The 16,501-nt window shown below is 50.7% G+C and carries 16 protein-coding genes and 2 tRNA genes; 5 read left to right on the top strand and 13 right to left on the bottom strand.

What is annotated here, in order from left to right; translation table 11 throughout:
• The first annotated feature begins 3 nt into the window (after positions 1 to 3).
• Positions 4 to 1,317 carry an adenylosuccinate synthase gene (locus tag ACO0LF_RS11775; RefSeq protein ID WP_110253174.1) on the top strand — a complete coding sequence of 438 codons (1,314 nt, stop codon included), beginning with the start codon at positions 4 to 6 and terminating at the stop codon, positions 1,315 to 1,317.
• Positions 1,318 to 1,340: 23 nt separating this feature from the next.
• A complete protein-coding gene (locus tag ACO0LF_RS11770) occupies positions 1,341 to 1,874 on the top strand; it encodes a phosphoribosyltransferase (RefSeq protein ID WP_423014668.1) in 534 nt (177 codons plus the stop codon).
• Between the two features lie 238 nt (positions 1,875 to 2,112).
• Here ACO0LF_RS11770 and ACO0LF_RS11765 read toward each other — a convergent pair.
• Positions 2,113 to 2,197, bottom strand: a tRNA-Leu gene (locus ACO0LF_RS11765).
• Positions 2,198 to 2,429: 232 nt separating this feature from the next.
• Positions 2,430 to 2,514: transfer RNA gene (locus tag ACO0LF_RS11760), tRNA-Leu, on the bottom strand.
• 159 nt (positions 2,515 to 2,673) lie between these two features.
• Between ACO0LF_RS11760 and rnr the strand changes: the two genes are divergently transcribed.
• The 3 genes from rnr (at position 2,674) to cysE (ending at position 6,782) form a co-directional block, all read left to right on the top strand.
• Positions 2,674 to 5,169: a ribonuclease R gene (gene rnr / locus ACO0LF_RS11755; RefSeq protein WP_423014276.1), complete on the top strand. Its 2,496-nt coding sequence runs from the start codon at positions 2,674 to 2,676 to the stop codon at positions 5,167 to 5,169.
• A 35-nt stretch (positions 5,170 to 5,204) separates the two neighbouring features.
• Positions 5,205 to 5,936: a 23S rRNA (guanosine(2251)-2'-O)-methyltransferase RlmB gene (rlmB, locus tag ACO0LF_RS11750; RefSeq protein WP_423014275.1), complete on the top strand. Its 732-nt coding sequence runs from the start codon at positions 5,205 to 5,207 to the stop codon at positions 5,934 to 5,936.
• 99 nt (positions 5,937 to 6,035) lie between these two features.
• On the top strand, positions 6,036 to 6,782 hold the full coding sequence (cysE, locus tag ACO0LF_RS11745; protein WP_423014274.1) for a serine O-acetyltransferase: 747 nt from the start codon (positions 6,036 to 6,038) through the stop codon (positions 6,780 to 6,782).
• A gap of 18 nt (positions 6,783 to 6,800) precedes the next feature.
• On the opposite strand, the gene ACO0LF_RS11740 is transcribed toward cysE, so the two are convergent.
• The 11 genes from ACO0LF_RS11740 to fliI form a co-directional block, all read right to left on the bottom strand.
• Positions 6,801 to 8,336 carry an NAD(P)H-hydrate dehydratase gene (locus ACO0LF_RS11740; RefSeq protein ID WP_423014273.1) on the bottom strand — a complete coding sequence of 512 codons (1,536 nt, stop codon included), beginning with the start codon at positions 8,334 to 8,336 and terminating at the stop codon, positions 6,801 to 6,803.
• 3 nt (positions 8,337 to 8,339) lie between these two features.
• Complete coding sequence (gene fliR, locus ACO0LF_RS11735; RefSeq protein ID WP_423014272.1) at positions 8,340 to 9,143, bottom strand: flagellar biosynthetic protein FliR; 804 nt, start codon at positions 9,141 to 9,143, stop codon at positions 8,340 to 8,342.
• Positions 9,144 to 9,164: 21 nt separating this feature from the next.
• The gene (gene fliQ / locus ACO0LF_RS11730; protein ID WP_423014271.1) at positions 9,165 to 9,434 is read right to left on the bottom strand and encodes a flagellar biosynthesis protein FliQ; all 270 of its coding nucleotides are present in this window, start codon (positions 9,432 to 9,434) and stop codon (positions 9,165 to 9,167) included.
• Positions 9,435 to 9,442: 8 nt separating this feature from the next.
• Positions 9,443 to 10,201 (bottom strand): flagellar type III secretion system pore protein FliP, encoded by a 759-nt coding sequence (gene fliP, locus ACO0LF_RS11725; protein ID WP_423014666.1) that lies wholly within the window; start codon positions 10,199 to 10,201, stop codon positions 9,443 to 9,445.
• A 25-nt stretch (positions 10,202 to 10,226) separates the two neighbouring features.
• Positions 10,227 to 10,667, bottom strand: a complete 441-nt coding sequence (gene fliO / locus ACO0LF_RS11720) for a flagellar biosynthetic protein FliO (RefSeq protein WP_423014270.1) — start codon at positions 10,665 to 10,667, stop codon at positions 10,227 to 10,229.
• On the bottom strand, positions 10,664 to 11,092 hold the full coding sequence (gene fliN, locus ACO0LF_RS11715; protein ID WP_423014269.1) for a flagellar motor switch protein FliN: 429 nt from the start codon (positions 11,090 to 11,092) through the stop codon (positions 10,664 to 10,666). Before fliN ends, fliO begins: the two co-directional genes overlap by 4 nt.
• Positions 11,085 to 12,086, bottom strand: a complete 1,002-nt coding sequence (gene fliM, locus ACO0LF_RS11710; protein WP_110253184.1) for a flagellar motor switch protein FliM — start codon at positions 12,084 to 12,086, stop codon at positions 11,085 to 11,087. Before fliM ends, fliN begins: the two co-directional genes overlap by 8 nt.
• A 4-nt stretch (positions 12,087 to 12,090) precedes the next feature.
• Complete coding sequence (gene fliL, locus ACO0LF_RS11705; protein ID WP_423014268.1) at positions 12,091 to 12,597, bottom strand: flagellar basal body-associated protein FliL; 507 nt, start codon at positions 12,595 to 12,597, stop codon at positions 12,091 to 12,093.
• Positions 12,598 to 12,936: 339 nt separating this feature from the next.
• The gene (locus ACO0LF_RS11700) at positions 12,937 to 14,580 is read right to left on the bottom strand and encodes a flagellar hook-length control protein FliK (protein ID WP_423014267.1); all 1,644 of its coding nucleotides are present in this window, start codon (positions 14,578 to 14,580) and stop codon (positions 12,937 to 12,939) included.
• A 20-nt stretch (positions 14,581 to 14,600) separates the two neighbouring features.
• On the bottom strand, positions 14,601 to 15,041 hold the full coding sequence (gene fliJ / locus ACO0LF_RS11695; protein WP_423014266.1) for a flagellar export protein FliJ: 441 nt from the start codon (positions 15,039 to 15,041) through the stop codon (positions 14,601 to 14,603).
• 32 nt (positions 15,042 to 15,073) lie between these two features.
• Entirely contained in the window at positions 15,074 to 16,462 is a 1,389-nt protein-coding gene (gene fliI, locus ACO0LF_RS11690; protein ID WP_423014265.1) for a flagellar protein export ATPase FliI, read from the bottom strand.
• Positions 16,463 to 16,501: the final 39 nt, after the last annotated feature.

Raw genomic sequence — 16,501 nt, 5'->3', positions numbered from 1 at the left:
GTGATGACACAAACTAAAATTGCAAAAAACGTTGTTGTAATCGGTACCCAGTGGGGCGATGAAGGCAAAGGAAAGATTGTTGACTGGTTGACGGACCACGCCCAGGGCGTTGTACGCTTTCAAGGTGGTCATAATGCCGGTCATACTCTGGTTATTGGCGGTCAAAAGACAGCCTTGCAACTGATCCCTTCAGGCATCATGCGCGCTGGTACGGCTTGCTATATCGGTAATGGCGTGGTCTTGTCCGTACCTGATCTCTTGCGCGAAATCGACAAGCTGCAGGCAAATGGCGTCGAAGTCGCTTCTCGTCTCAAGATTTCAGAAGCTTGCCCGGTCATTCTGCCGTATCACACAGCACTCGATGCTGCCCGTGAAATCGCCCGCGGTGCTGCCAAGATTGGCACTACTGGCAAAGGTATAGGTCCGGCTTATGAAGACAAGGTTGCCCGTCGCGCAATCCGTGTAGCTGATTTGCTTAATGAAGAACGATTCGCTGAAAAGCTGCGTGAAAATCTGGACTACCACAATTTTGTGTTGACCAATTACCTCAAGGCACCAGCAGTCGAATTCCAGAAAACACTGGATGATACCCTGGCCAATGTGCCGCGTATCCGTCCTATGGTGGCTGACGTTTCCAGTGCTTTGTATGCAGCGCATAAAGCCGGTGCCAGCCTCTTGTTTGAAGGCGCGCAAGGTAGCTTGCTGGACGTCGATCATGGCACTTATCCTTTCGTAACATCCAGCAATTGCGTGGCTGGCAATGCCGCGGCCGGTTCTGGTGTTGGTCCTAACATGTTGCATTACATTTTGGGCATTACCAAGGCGTACACCACACGTGTAGGCTCTGGTCCATTCCCATCTGAATTGCCAACAGATGCAGGCGTAGGCAAGCACCTGGCCAGCGTTGGTCATGAGTTTGGTACGGTCACTGGTCGTGCCCGTCGTTGTGGCTGGTTTGATGCAGCCTTGTTGAAACGTTCTGTGCAAATCAATGGTGTATCAGGCATGTGCCTGACCAAGCTTGATGTGCTGGATGGCCTGGAAACATTGAAGCTGTGTACCGGTTACAAAATCGATGGCAAAGTCGTCGATATCTTCCCGGTTGGCGCTGAAGAAGCGGCACGCTGCGAAGCTATTTATGAAGAAATGCCAGGCTGGTCTGAGACTACGGTTGGTGCGCAAAGCATGGATGCTCTGCCAGTCAATGCCCGCAATTACATCATGCGTATTCAGGAACTGGTTGGTGTTCCTGTCGATATGGTCTCTACCGGACCAGATCGCGAAGAAACCATCGTGTTAAGGCACCCGTTTATCTAAGAAGGAAAAATAAAAATATGAATATGCCTGCATCTACAGACAAGGACTTATGGGTTTCATGGGAAGCCTATCATCGTTCCATCGAGCAGCTTGCACTGAAAGTGCATGAGTCTGGCTGGAAGTTTGATCAAGTTTTGTGTCTTGCCCGTGGCGGCTTGCGTCCTGGTGATATTTTCTCCAGAATTTTTGATGTGCCGCTGGCGATTTTGTCGACCAGTTCATATCGTGAAGAGTCGGGCACAGTGCAAGGTTCGCTGGACATAGGGAAGTATATTTCCATGACCAAAGGAGCGTTGCAAGGCAAAGTGCTGGTGGTGGATGACCTGGTTGATTCTGGTGTGACGCTGGAAAAAGTGCTGGTACATCTGCGCGAGAATTTCCCGGCCGTGACAGAAGTAAAATCAGCGGTAATCTGGCATAAGGCATGTTCCTCTATTGCACCGGACTATTGCCTGGACTTCCTGGCGAACAATCCCTGGATACATCAGCCTTTTGAAGAGTACGATAGCATCAGGCCGCATCAGTTGAATGCCTGGTTGAAAAAGGGCGCAGCTTAATTGACAGTCATGAAAACGGAAGCGATCTGCTTCCGTTTTTTTTGATAGCTACGCTATGCGATTATTCGGCACTTTATTGCGATATGTCTTGTGCTTCACGGAAGGCCAGGACTTGTTTGCCACCGCCAGACATTGCTTGATTTGGATAATGCGGATATGACGCAGTTTGCGCAAATGAGGGAAGTAAATGTGAAATTGAAAAAGCCCGCTGATTTTCATCAGCGGGCTCTCAAATTTGTGGTGCCCACGGAGGGACTCGAACCCCCACATCCGAAGACACATGGACCTGAACCATGCGCGTCTACCAATTCCGCCACGTGGGCAACGGAAGGCATTATTATAGAGTATTTGACTGGCTTCGGGGAAATATTTTGGAGGAAATTTTACGTGAAGGTGTTGGTCGCAGAAAAGTTAGCGACATCATGGTTGGGGAATGCAGGGAGAGGGGATTTCTTGCTTATACTTGCAAAGCTGTATACGTTAAATGCGCCGAATATGGAATTCGAAGTGGAATTGAAAAAGCCCGCTGATTTTCATCAGCGGGCTCTCAAATTTTGGTGCCCACGGAGGGACTCGAACCCCCACACCCGAAGGCACATGGACCTGAACCATGCGCGTCTACCAATTCCGCCACGTGGGCAGCGAAGAACAACATTATAAATTGTTCCAGGCATTTGTCAAGATGAGCTACTTGAGCAATACAAGAATTGTTAGGCGAAAGAGGTTTGCTACAGTAAACTATGGCCTGATAAGATTTTGGCGCGAGCCAAATTAACTTTTTTAAGAAAAAATACAAAATTTGAACAAGCATTTATACCCCATCCCCAGTCGCGAAGAGATACTGGGTGTTCTACGTACTAACACGGCAAAAATGACAGCTACTGCGATTGCAGAGGCGCTGTCAGTGAAACCTGAGGAGTTAGATGGCATGACACGACGTTTAAGCGCGATGGAAAGAGATGGGCAAGTCAAAGTAGATAAGGGTGGAAGTTATTCCATCGCCAATCACGATAATTTCATTAGCGGCAAAGTCAGTAGTCATCGCGAAGGCTATGGTTTCCTGATACCTGATGATGGCAGCGAAGACCTGTTCCTGCCTGAACGCGAAATGCAAAAGGTCTTGCATGGTGACCGCGTCATGGCACGTGTCGTCGGTACTGACAGGCGTGGTCGCCTTGAAGGCGGCATACTTGAAATACTCGACAGAGCCAATACCCATGTGCTGGGCCGCCTGTTGAATGAAAACGGCGTCTGGATAGTTGCGCCTGAAGACAAACGATTCAGCCAGGATATCTTGCTGACGGGTGCACCAGGCAAAGCCAAGGCTGGGCAGGTGGTCAGTGTAGAGCTGACTGAGCAGCCTACACGCTATGCGCAACCAGTAGGCAAGATCGTTGAAATACTGGGGGATGTTGATGACCCTGGCATGGAAATCGAAATCGCTGTCAGAAAATTTGGCGTGCCACATGAGTTTTCTGAAGCTGTCAAAAAAGCGGCAGCCAAATTGCCGTCAGAAGTCAGGGATAGTGATCTGACTGACCGCGTCGATCTGCGCGATATCCCACTGGTGACTATCGATGGCGAAGACGCCCGTGATTTTGATGATGCGGTTTACTGTGAACCAGTCAAGATAGGTCGCAGCAAGGGCCACAGGCTCATCGTCGCGATTGCCGATGTCAGTCATTATGTCAGCCCCAACGATGTGCTGGATGAAGAAGCCTTATTGCGCAGCACCTCGGTATACTTCCCGCGCCGGGTCATACCGATGTTGCCAGAGCGTTTGTCGAATGGCCTGTGCTCATTGAATCCTGATGTTGATCGTCTGACTCTGGTCTGCGATATGGTGATTACCCAGGATGGTGAGGTCACGGCTTATCAGTTTTATCCTGCAGTGATCCATTCTGCTGCACGCTTCACATATACCGAAGTGGCAGCCATATTGGGTAATACCAAAGGGCCTGAGGCGGCCAAGCGCCTGACCCTGGTGCCACATCTTTTACATCTGTATGAAGTTTTCCAGTCTTTATTGAAAGCCCGCCATGCACGCGGTGCCATCGATTTTGAAACGACTGAAACCTATATTATTTGTAATCCCTCAGGCAAGATAGAAAAAATCCTGCCACGCACGCGCAATGATGCACACAAGCTGATAGAAGAATGCATGCTGGCAGCCAATGTCTGTGCTGCGAATTTGCTGGAAACCTATAAGCATCCGGGGACATACCGCATTCATGCCGGCCCGACCAAGGAGAAACTGACGCAGGTCAGAAATTTCCTGAAGCAGGTAGGCCTGTTCCTCAGCGGTGGAGACAAGCCATCGGCATCGGATTATGCCGAGCTGATGAATAAAATCAAAGGTCGGCCAGATGCGCCATTATTGCAAACCATGTTGCTGCGCTCCATGCAACAGGCTGTGTATAGTCCAGACAATATCGGTCACTTCGGTTTGTCTTATGATGCCTATGCTCACTTCACCAGCCCTATACGCCGCTACCCTGACTTGCTGACGCACAGGGCTATCAAGGCGATTTTGCTGGGACGTAAATACGAACCAAAAGGTATTGATCTCAGTCTGCTCAATACCTCAGTATCAAACGCCGCGAGGAAACAGCAGATCGCTGACAAGGCCGCAGGTAAGCAGAAAGAAGAGAAAGAGCAAACCATCTGGGATGCGCTGGGTGTTCACTGTTCTGCCAATGAGCGCCGCGCTGACGAAGCGTCACGCGATGTCGAAGCCTGGCTCAAGTGCTACTTCATCCGTAACAAGATAGGTGAAGAATTCACTGGCATGATTACTGGTGTCACCCAGTTTGGTATCTTTGTCCAGCTTGATGAGATTTTCATTGAAGGCCTGGTGCATGTGACCGAGTTGGGTGCTGATTACTTCCAGTATGACGAGGCGCGCCATGAGCTGCGCGGTGAACGTACTGGCAAACGCTATCAGTTAACAGACAAAGTCACGGTGCAGGTCAGCCGCGTAGACCTGGATGCGCGCAAGATAGATTTGGCGATAGTTCAGCCTGCATCAGCGCGGTCTGCCGGATCTAATGACAGCCGTGCTCCAGGTTTGGGTGAGAAAAATCGTAAGGGTGCAGCAACTGCCAAAAAAGCAGCGCTAGTACCTGAAGACAAAGTCCTTGCGAGCCACACCAGATCTGGCAAGACGACATCGGCCAAAAAAGTAAAAGAAGAAGGTTTTTCTGGTGGGCGTCGCCAGAAATCTGCTCCCGCAGCTGCCAGTGGAAAGAAAAAGACAGCCACTGCGAGCGGTAAGTCAGCAAAGAAAAGACGTTAGTATCTTAAAGAAAAGCATGTAAAGAAAAGAATGAAATGAAAAGTAAAATGATTTTTGGTTTCCATGCGGTGACCTCCCGGATCCGTCATGAGGCTTCCTCTGTAGAAGAAATCTATGTGGATTCTTCCCGTGTCGATGGCCGCATGAAAGATTTGCTGCAGGCAGCAAAAGCTGCCGGTGTGCGCATCATCCCCGCAGATGACCAGCGCCTGAGCAATATCGTCGGTACTCGTCGTCACCAGGGCGTCGTTGCCAAGGCCAGTGAGTTGTCATTGGCGCGCAATCTCGATGAATTGCTGGATGCGATTGATGGCCCACCTTTGTTGCTGGTGCTTGATGGTATTACTGATCCGCATAATCTGGGCGCCTGCCTGCGTGTGGCTGACGGCGCGGGTGCGCATGCAGTTATCGCTCCCAAGGACAGGGCCGTAGGCTTGAATGCGACTGCAGCCAAGGTGGCTAGCGGTGCTGCTGAAACAGTGCCCTATATCACCGTGACCAATCTGGCGCGTACTCTGCGTGACTTGAAAGATCGTGATATCTGGCTGGTTGGTACTACAGATGAAGTGGAAAAAAACATCTACGATGTTGATTTCAAAGTTGGTTGCGCCATCGTCATGGGTTCGGAAGGTGAGGGCATGCGTCGCCTGACGCGCGAAACCTGCGATATGCTGGTCAGTGTCCCCATGTTTGGTTCTGTAGAAAGCCTGAATGTCTCCGTGGCCTCAGGTGTTTGTCTGTACGAAGCCCGCCGTCAGCGTCTGTAATACTAGCGCGTCCGGCATCCCTGATTTTGGATGCCCGGCGCAGCCTTTACAGAAATACGCTACTATCTTATTCCCTCCCGTTATAACACTATAAATTTCATGTTTGACCGCCTGAGAGAAGATATCGCCAGTATTATCAAGAAAGATCCTGCCGCCCGTAATGCCTGGGAGGTGGTCACTTGTTATCCTGGCTTTCAGGCTATTCTCATGCATGCCTGGGCGCAATGGTGCTGGGAACGTGGTTTGAAATGGCTGGGACGCTTCATTTCCCATATTGCCCGTGTGCTGACTGGTATAGAAATACACCCAGGCGCAACCATAGGCCGACGGGTATTCATAGACCACGGTTTTGGTGTGGTCATTGGTGAAACGGCAGAAATCGGCGACGATTGCACGATCTATCAGGGCGTGACCCTGGGTGGGACATCTTTGTCGCGCGGGGCAAAACGCCATCCTACTCTGGAAGCTGGTGTGATCGTTGGTGCAGGTGCCAAGGTGCTGGGTGGTTTTACCATAGGTGCCGGTGCCAAGATAGGGTCTAACTCGGTGGTGCTTAAACCCGTTCCTGCAGGTGGCACAGCAGTTGGTAATCCTGCCCATGTCATCAAAAAAGAAGTGGCTTCAGCAGATTCAGAAACTGCGCATTTATTCACTGCTTATGGCGTAACACAAAACAGTGATGACCCGGTCTCCAAAGTCTTGCATAAGTTGATAGACCACGCTGCTGCACAGCAAGAGCAAATAGAGAAGTTATCAATCGCCCTGGCGCAAGCAGGTATTGTTTGTGACGCTGCATCGCAGGCAGAAAAACTGAATACTGAGCAAATCAATAGCCTGGTTGATTGAGCCTTAAACTCAATAAACTCAAGATGCATAGGCCAGTCTGTTGATATTGGCCCTGATCACGGGTAGAAGTTCACTGGCCGTCAATCCTATCGGCCCCGTTCCATTTGCGACCAATTCATCAGCTGCCTGACCATGTACCCAGGCAGCAATCCGGGCAGCATCCATGGCTGTGCAAGCTTGTGCCAATAAAGCGCCTGCTACGCCTGCCAGTACATCACCCGTACCGCCACTGGCCAAGGCAGGGTTACCCGTCGTATTGATGAGCAAATTCCCATCGGGGTCACATATCACGCTGCCTGAGCCCTTGAGTATGACAGTGGCATGATATTGTTGTGCCAGTTCGTGAGCTGCCTGCAGGCGATCCTTCTGAATATCGCTGACTTTTTTATTCAGTAAGCGGGCGGCTTCCAGTGGGTGTGGGGTGATGATGCATGGGCCACTTCTGGCGTTCAATAATTTTTGCAGGGTTTTATCCGCTGCCATCAGGTTCAGGGCATCTGCATCAATGACCAGGGCCCTGGCAGTTTGTAAGGCTGTGCTTAGCAATGCGTGCGCCCTGGCTGAGGTACCCAGGCCTGGGCCTATGACGACGCAGGCATCTACCATATTGATGTCTTCAGCCAGACGAAACATGATTTCAGGGTGCAGGCTATCATAGACAGGTGCTTCTGCCAGCATGCTGCAATACACTCTTCCAGCGCCTGAAAACTGGGCTGCCCTGGCGGCGAGTATGGCAGCACCAGCCATACTCCTGGCGCCGCCAAGTACAATGACATCGCCAAAGCTGCCCTTGTGACTATTTTGTTTGCGTGGTGTTAACGCTGATAGCAGGGAAGCACGTTCGTTCAGATGGCTATGGCATGCGGGAAAAAAATGTTCAGGAATATCCAGCTTGTTGACACTTAGCTTGCCAGTAAAATCTCTGCCAGATGCTGTATGCAAACCGGGTTTGTTCGCGATATAGGTGATGGTATGGCTTGCTTGAATGATGGCAGCATCAGGGCGGACAGGCTGCCCGGTATCTGCATGCAGGCCACTGGGAATATCTATCGCCAACACAGGTATGTTTTTTTTATGCGTGAACTGGTTGACGAACTCTATCAAGCTGGCAATCTCACCTTCAGGAGCGCGTTTTAATCCTATGCCAAATAGGCCATCGATGACCAGGCTCCAATTTTGCACTGGTGCTGCAAAGAGTGTTGCAATATCCAGAAATGACAGGTTGGTCCTCTTTGCCCTTGCCAGTGCTGCTTGTGCATCTTCAGGATAGCCTTCAGTTTTACCACATTGGATGCAGGTGACGGTATATCCTTGCATGGACAGTTGATATCCAGCCTCGTAAGCATCACCACCATTGTTGCCCGGGCCTGCCAGTATCAGTATGGGGGTCTGCTGATCCCCGGCTATTATCTGTATCGCCAGTTGTGCTGCTGCCAATCCGGCTTTTTGCATCAAGCTGATATCGCTTTGATGGGCTAGCGCCTGGTTCTCTATAGCGCGTATCTGTTCCAGGCTATATAGCCTTGCATCAAAAGTGTAGGACTGTTTTTGCATGGCTCACTTGTGAGGTGGTGTAAGCAAGGGTGCGGTTTGGCCTAGCGACTGTATCATCTCTATGCCACTCTGGAACAGGTTTTGCAGGGGCAGCAATAGATAGGGCATGATCAGGGCCAGCATTAAAAAACCTGTACCTATGGTGATGGGGAAGCCTATGCCAAACAAATTCAATTGCGGTGCGGCGCGCGTCAATATACCCAATGCGACGTTGGTGACCAGCAGGGCGGCAACGATGGGCAAGGATAAATGCATACCCACGCTGAAAATTTGCTCTCCCCAGATCGCCAGTTTTTGGTAATTCAGGCCGGTTTGGAATGAGGTGGAAATCGGTATGGTTTGGAAGCTTTCTACCAAGGCCGCCAGCATGGTCAGGTGCACATTCAGCGTCAGCATCAGCAAGGTCGAGGTGAGCACCAGGAATTGTGCAATGGCAGAAGACCGTCCCTGCGTCTGAGGATCAAAAAAGGTGGCAAAGCCCAGGCCCATGGTCAGGCCAGAAACCTCGCCAGCCATTTCTATGGCGGAAAAGACCACGCGCATGACGAAGCCCATCCCCAGGCCGATGATGAGTTGCTGACCGAGTACCAGGATGCCATTCAGCGACACAGGATCAAGGTCGGATACGGCTGGCAAGTTGGGCGCAACGATAAGGGATAAGACGATGCCCAATGCAATTTTGATTTGTACAGGAACAGTATTATTCCCAAATGGCGGGGCAACAGCGATCAGGCCCAGTATCCTGGTCAAGGGCCAGATAAAGGAATTGATCAGCGCAATCAGCTCATTGCTGGAAAAGGAAATCATGAGTCAGCAATGGCTGGCAAATCAGGCTGCCATGGTGGCAATGCTGGAAAACATCTGGCGCATATAATCCATCAAGATGGAAAGCATCCACGGCCCGGCAATGATGAGGGTGACAAAAATACCTATCAGCTTGGGAATAAAGGACAAGGTGGTTTCGTTGATCTGTGTAGCTGCCTGAAAGATACTGACGATCAGGCCTATGCCCAGTGCCACCAATAATAAGGGGGCTGATACCAGTAAGGTGACTTCCATGGCCTGGCGGCCTAATGTCATTACGCTATCGGGTGTCATGGTCGACCTCAGTAAAAACTTTGTGCAAGTGAGCCTATCAATAATTGCCAGCCATCCACCAGCACAAATAACATGAGCTTGAAGGGTAGCGACACAATCGCAGGTGAAACCATCATCATACCCATGGACATCAGCACACTGGCGACCACCATATCGATGATGAGGAAGGGGATGAAAATGGCGAAACTGATTTGAAACGCAGTCTTCAGCTCACTGGTAATAAAAGCAGGGATCAAAATTCGCAAGGACACATCTTCTGGCCCTTGCAATTGCGGTGAATTGGATAATTTGACATAGAGCGCCAGATCAGTTTGCCTGGTTTGCTTCATCATAAATTGTTTCAGGGGCGCTGCACCTTTATCCATGGCGTCTTGCATGGTGATCTTGTTTTCAGTGAAGGGCTGATAGGCTTCGGCATAAATTTTGTCGAATACCGGGCCCATGACAAACAAGGTCAGGAACAGCGATAAACCCACCATCACCTGATTGGGCGGTGCTGATTGCGTACCCAGTGCCTGCCTGAGCAGGGACAAGACGATGATGATGCGGGTAAAACTGGTCATCATCAGCAGCGCTGCCGGCAAAAAACTCAGTGCCGTCAGGAACAGCAGGGTTTGTACGCTGAGGGAATAATTCTGCCCGCCACCCGGTGCAGGTGTGCTGGTAATGGCTTGCAAGCCGCCATTGGCCTGGGCGAAAGCCGTTTCTGGCAATAGCAATCCGCCCAGCGATAAAGCCAGCCAGATCAGCGGCAAATAAGAGCGCATAGTTTTCATGCAATGTGTTATCTGGTTACTTGTTATCAGATCGCTCTGCAGATCGCTTATCCAGCGTGCGCTTGAGCCAGGCAGAAAATGGATCATTGGCAGCTGCTTGTGCAGACTGGTTCAGCAATTCTTCTTGTTTGGGCATGCTGCCCAGGCTATTGATATTGTTTGCCGTCACACCCAGGATCAACCACTGATCGCCGACTTCCACCACCACCACCCGTTCGCGATTGCCTACATTGATGCCGCCTATGATCTTGACCGGGATTTTGTTTCCCACATTCAGGGGCCCCAGACGTCGCATCAGCCAGGCTGCCATGACGACCAGCCCCAGTACTAAAAGCAGGGCAGTTGCAATTTGCAATAAACCAGCACTAGGGGTGGTGGGGGTAGTCTCTGCCGCAAACGAGCAATTGCTGATTACGGCCATGCTCATCAACAAAAAATAGCGCGATGATCCACTCATTTGTTGAGCTTGCGTATGCGTTCGGCAGGCGTGACGATGTCCGTCAGGCGGATACCAAACTTATCATTCACCACGACCACCTCACCCTGAGCGATCAGGCAGCCATTGACCAGTACATCCATAGGTTCACCCGCCAGGCCATCAAGTTCGACGACAGAGCCCTGTGCCAGTTGCAGCAGGTTTTTGATGGCGATTTTGGTACGGCCCAGTTCCACTGTCAGCTGTACCGGGATATCCAGAATGAAGTCGATGTCATTATGGGTTTCAGGCGCAGTACTGCTCTTGCCGCTGAATTCTTTAAAAATAGCAGCACTGGCCGGCGGTGCTTCGGGTTTTTCAGCTGCAGCAGCTTCTGCTCTTTCCTGCTCTGCAATCGCAGCACCCCAATCATCTTCACTGATGGGTGTATCGCCGTTGTCATCCATGATTTTCTCCTTGTGCTACTTCCTGTACGCTGGAACTGATCAACTTTTCCACACGCAAGGCATACTGTCCGTTAAATACACCGTATTTGCACTCCATGACTGGAGTGCCATCTACTTTTGCCGAAATGATCTCTGGTATAGAAAGGGGAATGATATCGCCTTCTTTCATATTCAGTATATCGCCCAGAGTGACACGCGTGGTCCCCAAATCAGCAACTATCTCGACTTCTGCAATCTGTATCTGTTGCGTCATCAGACGCACCCAGCGTTTATCCACCTCCAGGGTTTCACCCTGCAGGCTACTGGTCAGGATGTCGCGTATGGGTTCTATAGTGGAATAGGGCATGCACAGATGCATTTCACCACTGACTGGCCCCAGTTCTATCGTGAAGGTGGTGGATACCACGACTTCATTTGGTGTCGCAATATTGGCGAACTGGGTATTCATTTCAGAACGGATATATTCAAATTCTATGGGATAAACCGGCTCCCAGGATTTGGAATACGTCTCGAAAATGATTTCCAGGATGCGGTGAATGATACGCTGCTCAGTCTGGGTAAAATCACGACCCTCGACACGGGTGTGAAAACGACCATCGCCACCAAACAGATTATCTACCAGCAGGAATACCAGGCCAGGATCAAGCACGATCAAGGAGGTGCCACGCAAGGGCTTCATGTGTACCAGATTCAGATTGGTTGGCACCACCAGGTTGCGAATGAATTCACTGTACTTGGATACCCTGACTGTACCCACCGAGACCTCGGCACTGCGGCGCAGGAAGTTGAACAGGCCTATTCGCAATAAACGGGCAAAACGCTCATTGATAATTTCCAATGTCGGCATGCGACCGCGGACGATACGCTCTTGCGTGGCAAGATTGTAAGGCCTGACACCGGAGGTATCCTCCAGCGATTGTGAGTCGTCCTGATCTCCCGTGACGCCCTTCAAAAGGGCATCGACTTCTTCCTGGGAGAGAAAATTATCTGACATGGCTTTATTGAACTACAAAAGACGTGAAGAAAACACCACTGACTTTTTGTGGCTCCCCTTTGGCGGTAAATGGTTGGGCAACCTTTTCTATGATGTCACTGACCAGCTTTTCCTTGCCTTCTGCCGACAAAATTTCTGTCGAATCTTTACTTGATAATAGCAATAGCAAGCGACTGCGCACTTGGGGCATATTGGCCTTGATTAAAGTCACTTGTTCTTCATCCTGCACTTGCAATGTCATGCTGATTTGCAGGTATTTATCACCACCGTCGGATTGCAGGTTGACAGTAAATGGTTCCAGGGCCAGAAATACTGGTGCTTTTGCCGGTTCTGCCTTGTGTTCTTTTTCTTTTCCGGCTGCACTTTTTTTAGATAAAAACAGCGCAGCGCCACCGCCTGCAGCGACCAATAAAAACACAACAGCTGCAATGATGATCAGGAGTTTCTTTTTTGATTTTCCTGCTGGTGGTGCATCGCTTGCTTCTGCTGCTTTGGCTGGTGCTTTCGCCATGGTTTTCCTCTCTGTAGGCATTAAATGCCATGATTTTTAAGTATTATCCTTGATCACAGGCAGCTAATATCCAAGAAAAAGAGGGCGTATTTCAGCTTAGCTCTGTAGTTTGCAAGGGGGCCTCACACACTGTGCTGCGAAGATCAGGCTTTTCACGATCATTCTACATGTATGTGCAGGCTTTTTTCCAGAGTACAGAGAGCTATCGTGCTGAGGATGGATGAATGTTGTGTGCCAGATAGTGAAATCTGCACTTGTTGCAATAGTGACTGTGCTAACAAGTGCAGGTCTCGGGATGACAGTTGGCTAAAGCAGCCAGGTCGTCAATTGCCTGGATGTTCAGGCGAAAGTGTCTACCAGGCCATTATTTGTCTGTACCCTGGCTGGTGCGCTGGCAACGGTGCTGATCGTGCTGTTGTCAGTCGTATTGTTGCCAGCCCTTGGCGCTGCATTTGTTCTTGCCTGTTGTTGAGTGAAATTTTGTCCCTGACCGGCAGCCTGGGAATTAACAGAAAAACCTGACAATTGCACACCCGCATCACTGAGCATTTGTTTCAGGCGGGGCAAGGCGGCTTCCAGCGCTTCTCTGACTTCTGGTTGTGCAGAAGTGAAGCTGGCACTGGCCTGGTCATTGCTGACCTTTAAGACGACTTGCAATGGCCCCAGGTCTGGCGGGTTCAAGGTTAATTCTGCTGATTGCAAACCTTCGCCCACCATCCATACCACTTTCTGACCTACCGCCTTGTCCCAGCCATTGCTTCCTACGCGTGGTGCGATTTGTTCTGCGGCGAGCGCTGCCGCATTGAACTGTGTGCTGCTGACAGTATTGGTGGCGGCCATGGCGGGCGGAGCAATGATTTGCTGGCTGTCTTTGCTTGCCGGATTTAGCTTAGGTTCAGTCATACGCTCTGTCAAAACGTCCTTGGCTTGCGCAATGTCATTGGCAAAGGCTTTTGTGGCATCGCTGGCGGTGCTTGTTGCTGGACGGGTATCTGTGGGCTTATCACTCACTTTTTGACTCAGGTCCAGTTCATTCAGCGTAACTTCGCTGCTTTTTTCTGCTCCAGTATCGACTTTGTCTGTTGTGGCGCGGGTGTTTGCAGCAATGGGCTGACCTGTCCGGATATCTTGCGCGACTGGTGTAAGTGGGACGGCGCTGTCAGCAGTTATTTCGCCGGACATGGCTTTTTCTGTACCTGCGGCAGACGCGACTGTTTTCAAGCTAATTTCAGGCAATTTGTCTGTGCTTTGAGTTGCTGTCGTATTGCTGATGATTTGCGCGGCGATAGTCGCGACCACTTCAGGTTTGGCAGTCGTATCCACCTGGCCCTGTGGCAAGCTTGCTGCAACTGTAGTTTTGGCCTGCGCGACAGTTTTATCGAAGGTATCTGCAACAGATTGCACCAATGCGGCAACGGCATTGCCATCAGGCAGATCGCTGACGGTCTTTGCATCAATATTGGCTATTGCTGGCAAACTGTCGTTTTTACCTGTGTCCACTATTGCGGTAGCTTTGCTTTTGCTGGTATCGAGGGGAACTGGCGCAGCATTAAGATTGCCTACCAGTGCCAATATCTGGCTGCTCAGATCATCTTCTTTCTTTGCGCTGTCTTCTTCCTTGACTGATGCGCCATCCGTGCCAGTGTCATCAGTTTTCTCTGTTTTTCCAGATACGGGTGCGGCACTGGTATTGTCGTTGTTGCTGAGTTTGTTACCTGTATTGCCGTCGTTATTGTTGTTATTGGCATTGACGCTGGTATTGCTGCTATTGCCATTATTGTTGTTGCTATTATTGCTTTTGACGGGTGCTGGGGCTTTTGCAGCGGGGCGTGCCATTTCAACTTCCGGTTTTCTCGCACTGGAAATTTCTTTATTGAGCATCTGATTGAAGCTGACTTCAGGACTGGACGAAGAATTGCTTTTACCTGACTTGGCACTTGTACCTGGTTTGTCTATCGCCGTCAGTATGTTATTTGCTTGCATTTGAGGTACCTGTCAATAAATTAGCGCTTGTAGAAGAGGGCGCGAGCAGCCATTTCGTCGGTTTGCTTCTGATCCCGTTTTGCTTCTTTCTTTTGCTGTACCGTTTGCGCTCGGTTTTGCAAAGTGTCATAAGACAGGCGCTTTTTTTCACATGCCTGCCATTCTGTTTTTGCCATCACAATACGATATTCCGCATCCTTGACGACCTGTTTCTGCCCATCGATGGCAGAGTCCAGTTTGGCCAAAAACGATAAAAAATTAGTATATTGCGAAACACTCAATCCTTTTGCCGCACCGTCTTGCAATCGCTGCGCGTAATCGTCGCGATATTGCTGCAATAGCAGCAGTTTCTTCTCTGTATCTTCATGTGCACGTATAGTCTTGCCCAGAAGTTTGGCGGCGTCGTCAACTTCTCTCTCTGTAATTTCTATCAGTGTAGTAATCGGTGATTTCAACGCCATAATGGTTTAAGTATAGTCGCTGCGAGAAAATTCTATCCATTGAATAGGGCCTGAAGTTGCCCCAAGCTTTCGGGAATGCTGCATTTTTCCGTGATATCTTGTTGCAAGAAGGAAACTATTCTGCCATTAAGACGAATTGCTTCGTCAAGCAAGGGATCCGACCCGGGCGAATAAGCACCAACACTGATCAAATCACGGCTGCGTTCATAGCGGGAATACAATTGTTTTAGTCTTCTGGCCAGGGCTTGATGTTCTGGCGTGGTGATGCTGTGCATGGCACGACTGATCGATTGTTCAATATCAATGGCGGGGTAATGTCCACTTTCTGCCAGAGTGCGGTTCAAGACGATGTGGCCATCCAGAATGGCCCTGGCAGCGTCGGCGATAGGATCTTGCTGGTCATCACCTTCAGTCAATACAGTGTAGAACGCGGTAATTGAGCCGCCGCCCGATTTGCCATTGCCAGCTCTTTCAACCAGCACCGGTAGTTTGGCAAAAACCGAGGGAGGGTAGCCCTTGGTTGCCGGTGGCTCGCCAATCGCCAGGGCGATTTCCCTTTGCGCCATTGCATAGCGGGTGAGTGAGTCCATGATCAGCAAGACGCTACGGCCCTGGTCTCTGAAATATTCGGCTATCGTAGTTGCGTATGCAGCCCCTTGCAGGCGCATCAGGGGTGGGGCATCTGCCGGTGCTGCCACCACCACGGAACGCGCCAGGCCTTCAGCACCAAGAATTTGTTCTATGAACTCTTTGACCTCACGACCCCGTTCACCAATCAGGCCGACGACGATAATATCTGCCGCGGTATACCTCGCCATCATGCCCAGCAAGACGCTCTTGCCTACACCAGAACCAGCAAACAAGCCCAGGCGCTGGCCCCGGCCTACACTGAGCATGCTATTGATGGCGCGCACCCCCACGTCCAGAGTATCGACGATAGGGGCGCGTTCCAGCGGATTGTAAATGCGTGCACCTAAAGGGGCAGACTCGTGTGTCCCTAGTGGTCCCAGGGTATCCAGGGGGCGGCCATTGCCATCCAGCACGCGGCCCAGTAATTCATAGCCTACCGGTAAATGACGGCTCCTGTCGCTGGGGCGACGGCGCGGGTGATTGACGATTTCATTAGCCTCAGGTTCCGCCGGAAAGACGGGCGCGCCTGGAGTGACGCCATCAAGATCGCTATGGGGCATCAGAAACAGCCGGTCACCATCAAAGCCAACCACCTCTGCATCAATTTTTGCACCGCTTTGTAAATGGATGGTGCAGGCGCTACCGACTGGCAATCGCAAGCCGACTGCCTCCATCACCAGGCCCGTGACTCTGGTAACGCGGCCCGACATGGTGGTGGTCTGGGCATGCGAAATTTGCTCGCGGCCAAGATTGAGTTTGGATTTCCAGTCCTTGATAAAGCTGTCCTGCATGGTTGTCTGCCTATGTCGACCTGTGGGTGCCTGATGCTG

This window comes from Undibacterium sp. Di27W, assembly GCF_049340345.1.
In the GTDB taxonomy this organism is placed as follows: Bacteria; Pseudomonadota; Gammaproteobacteria; order Burkholderiales; family Burkholderiaceae_D; genus Undibacterium.
This window is presented reverse-complemented; position numbering and strand designations above follow the sequence as displayed.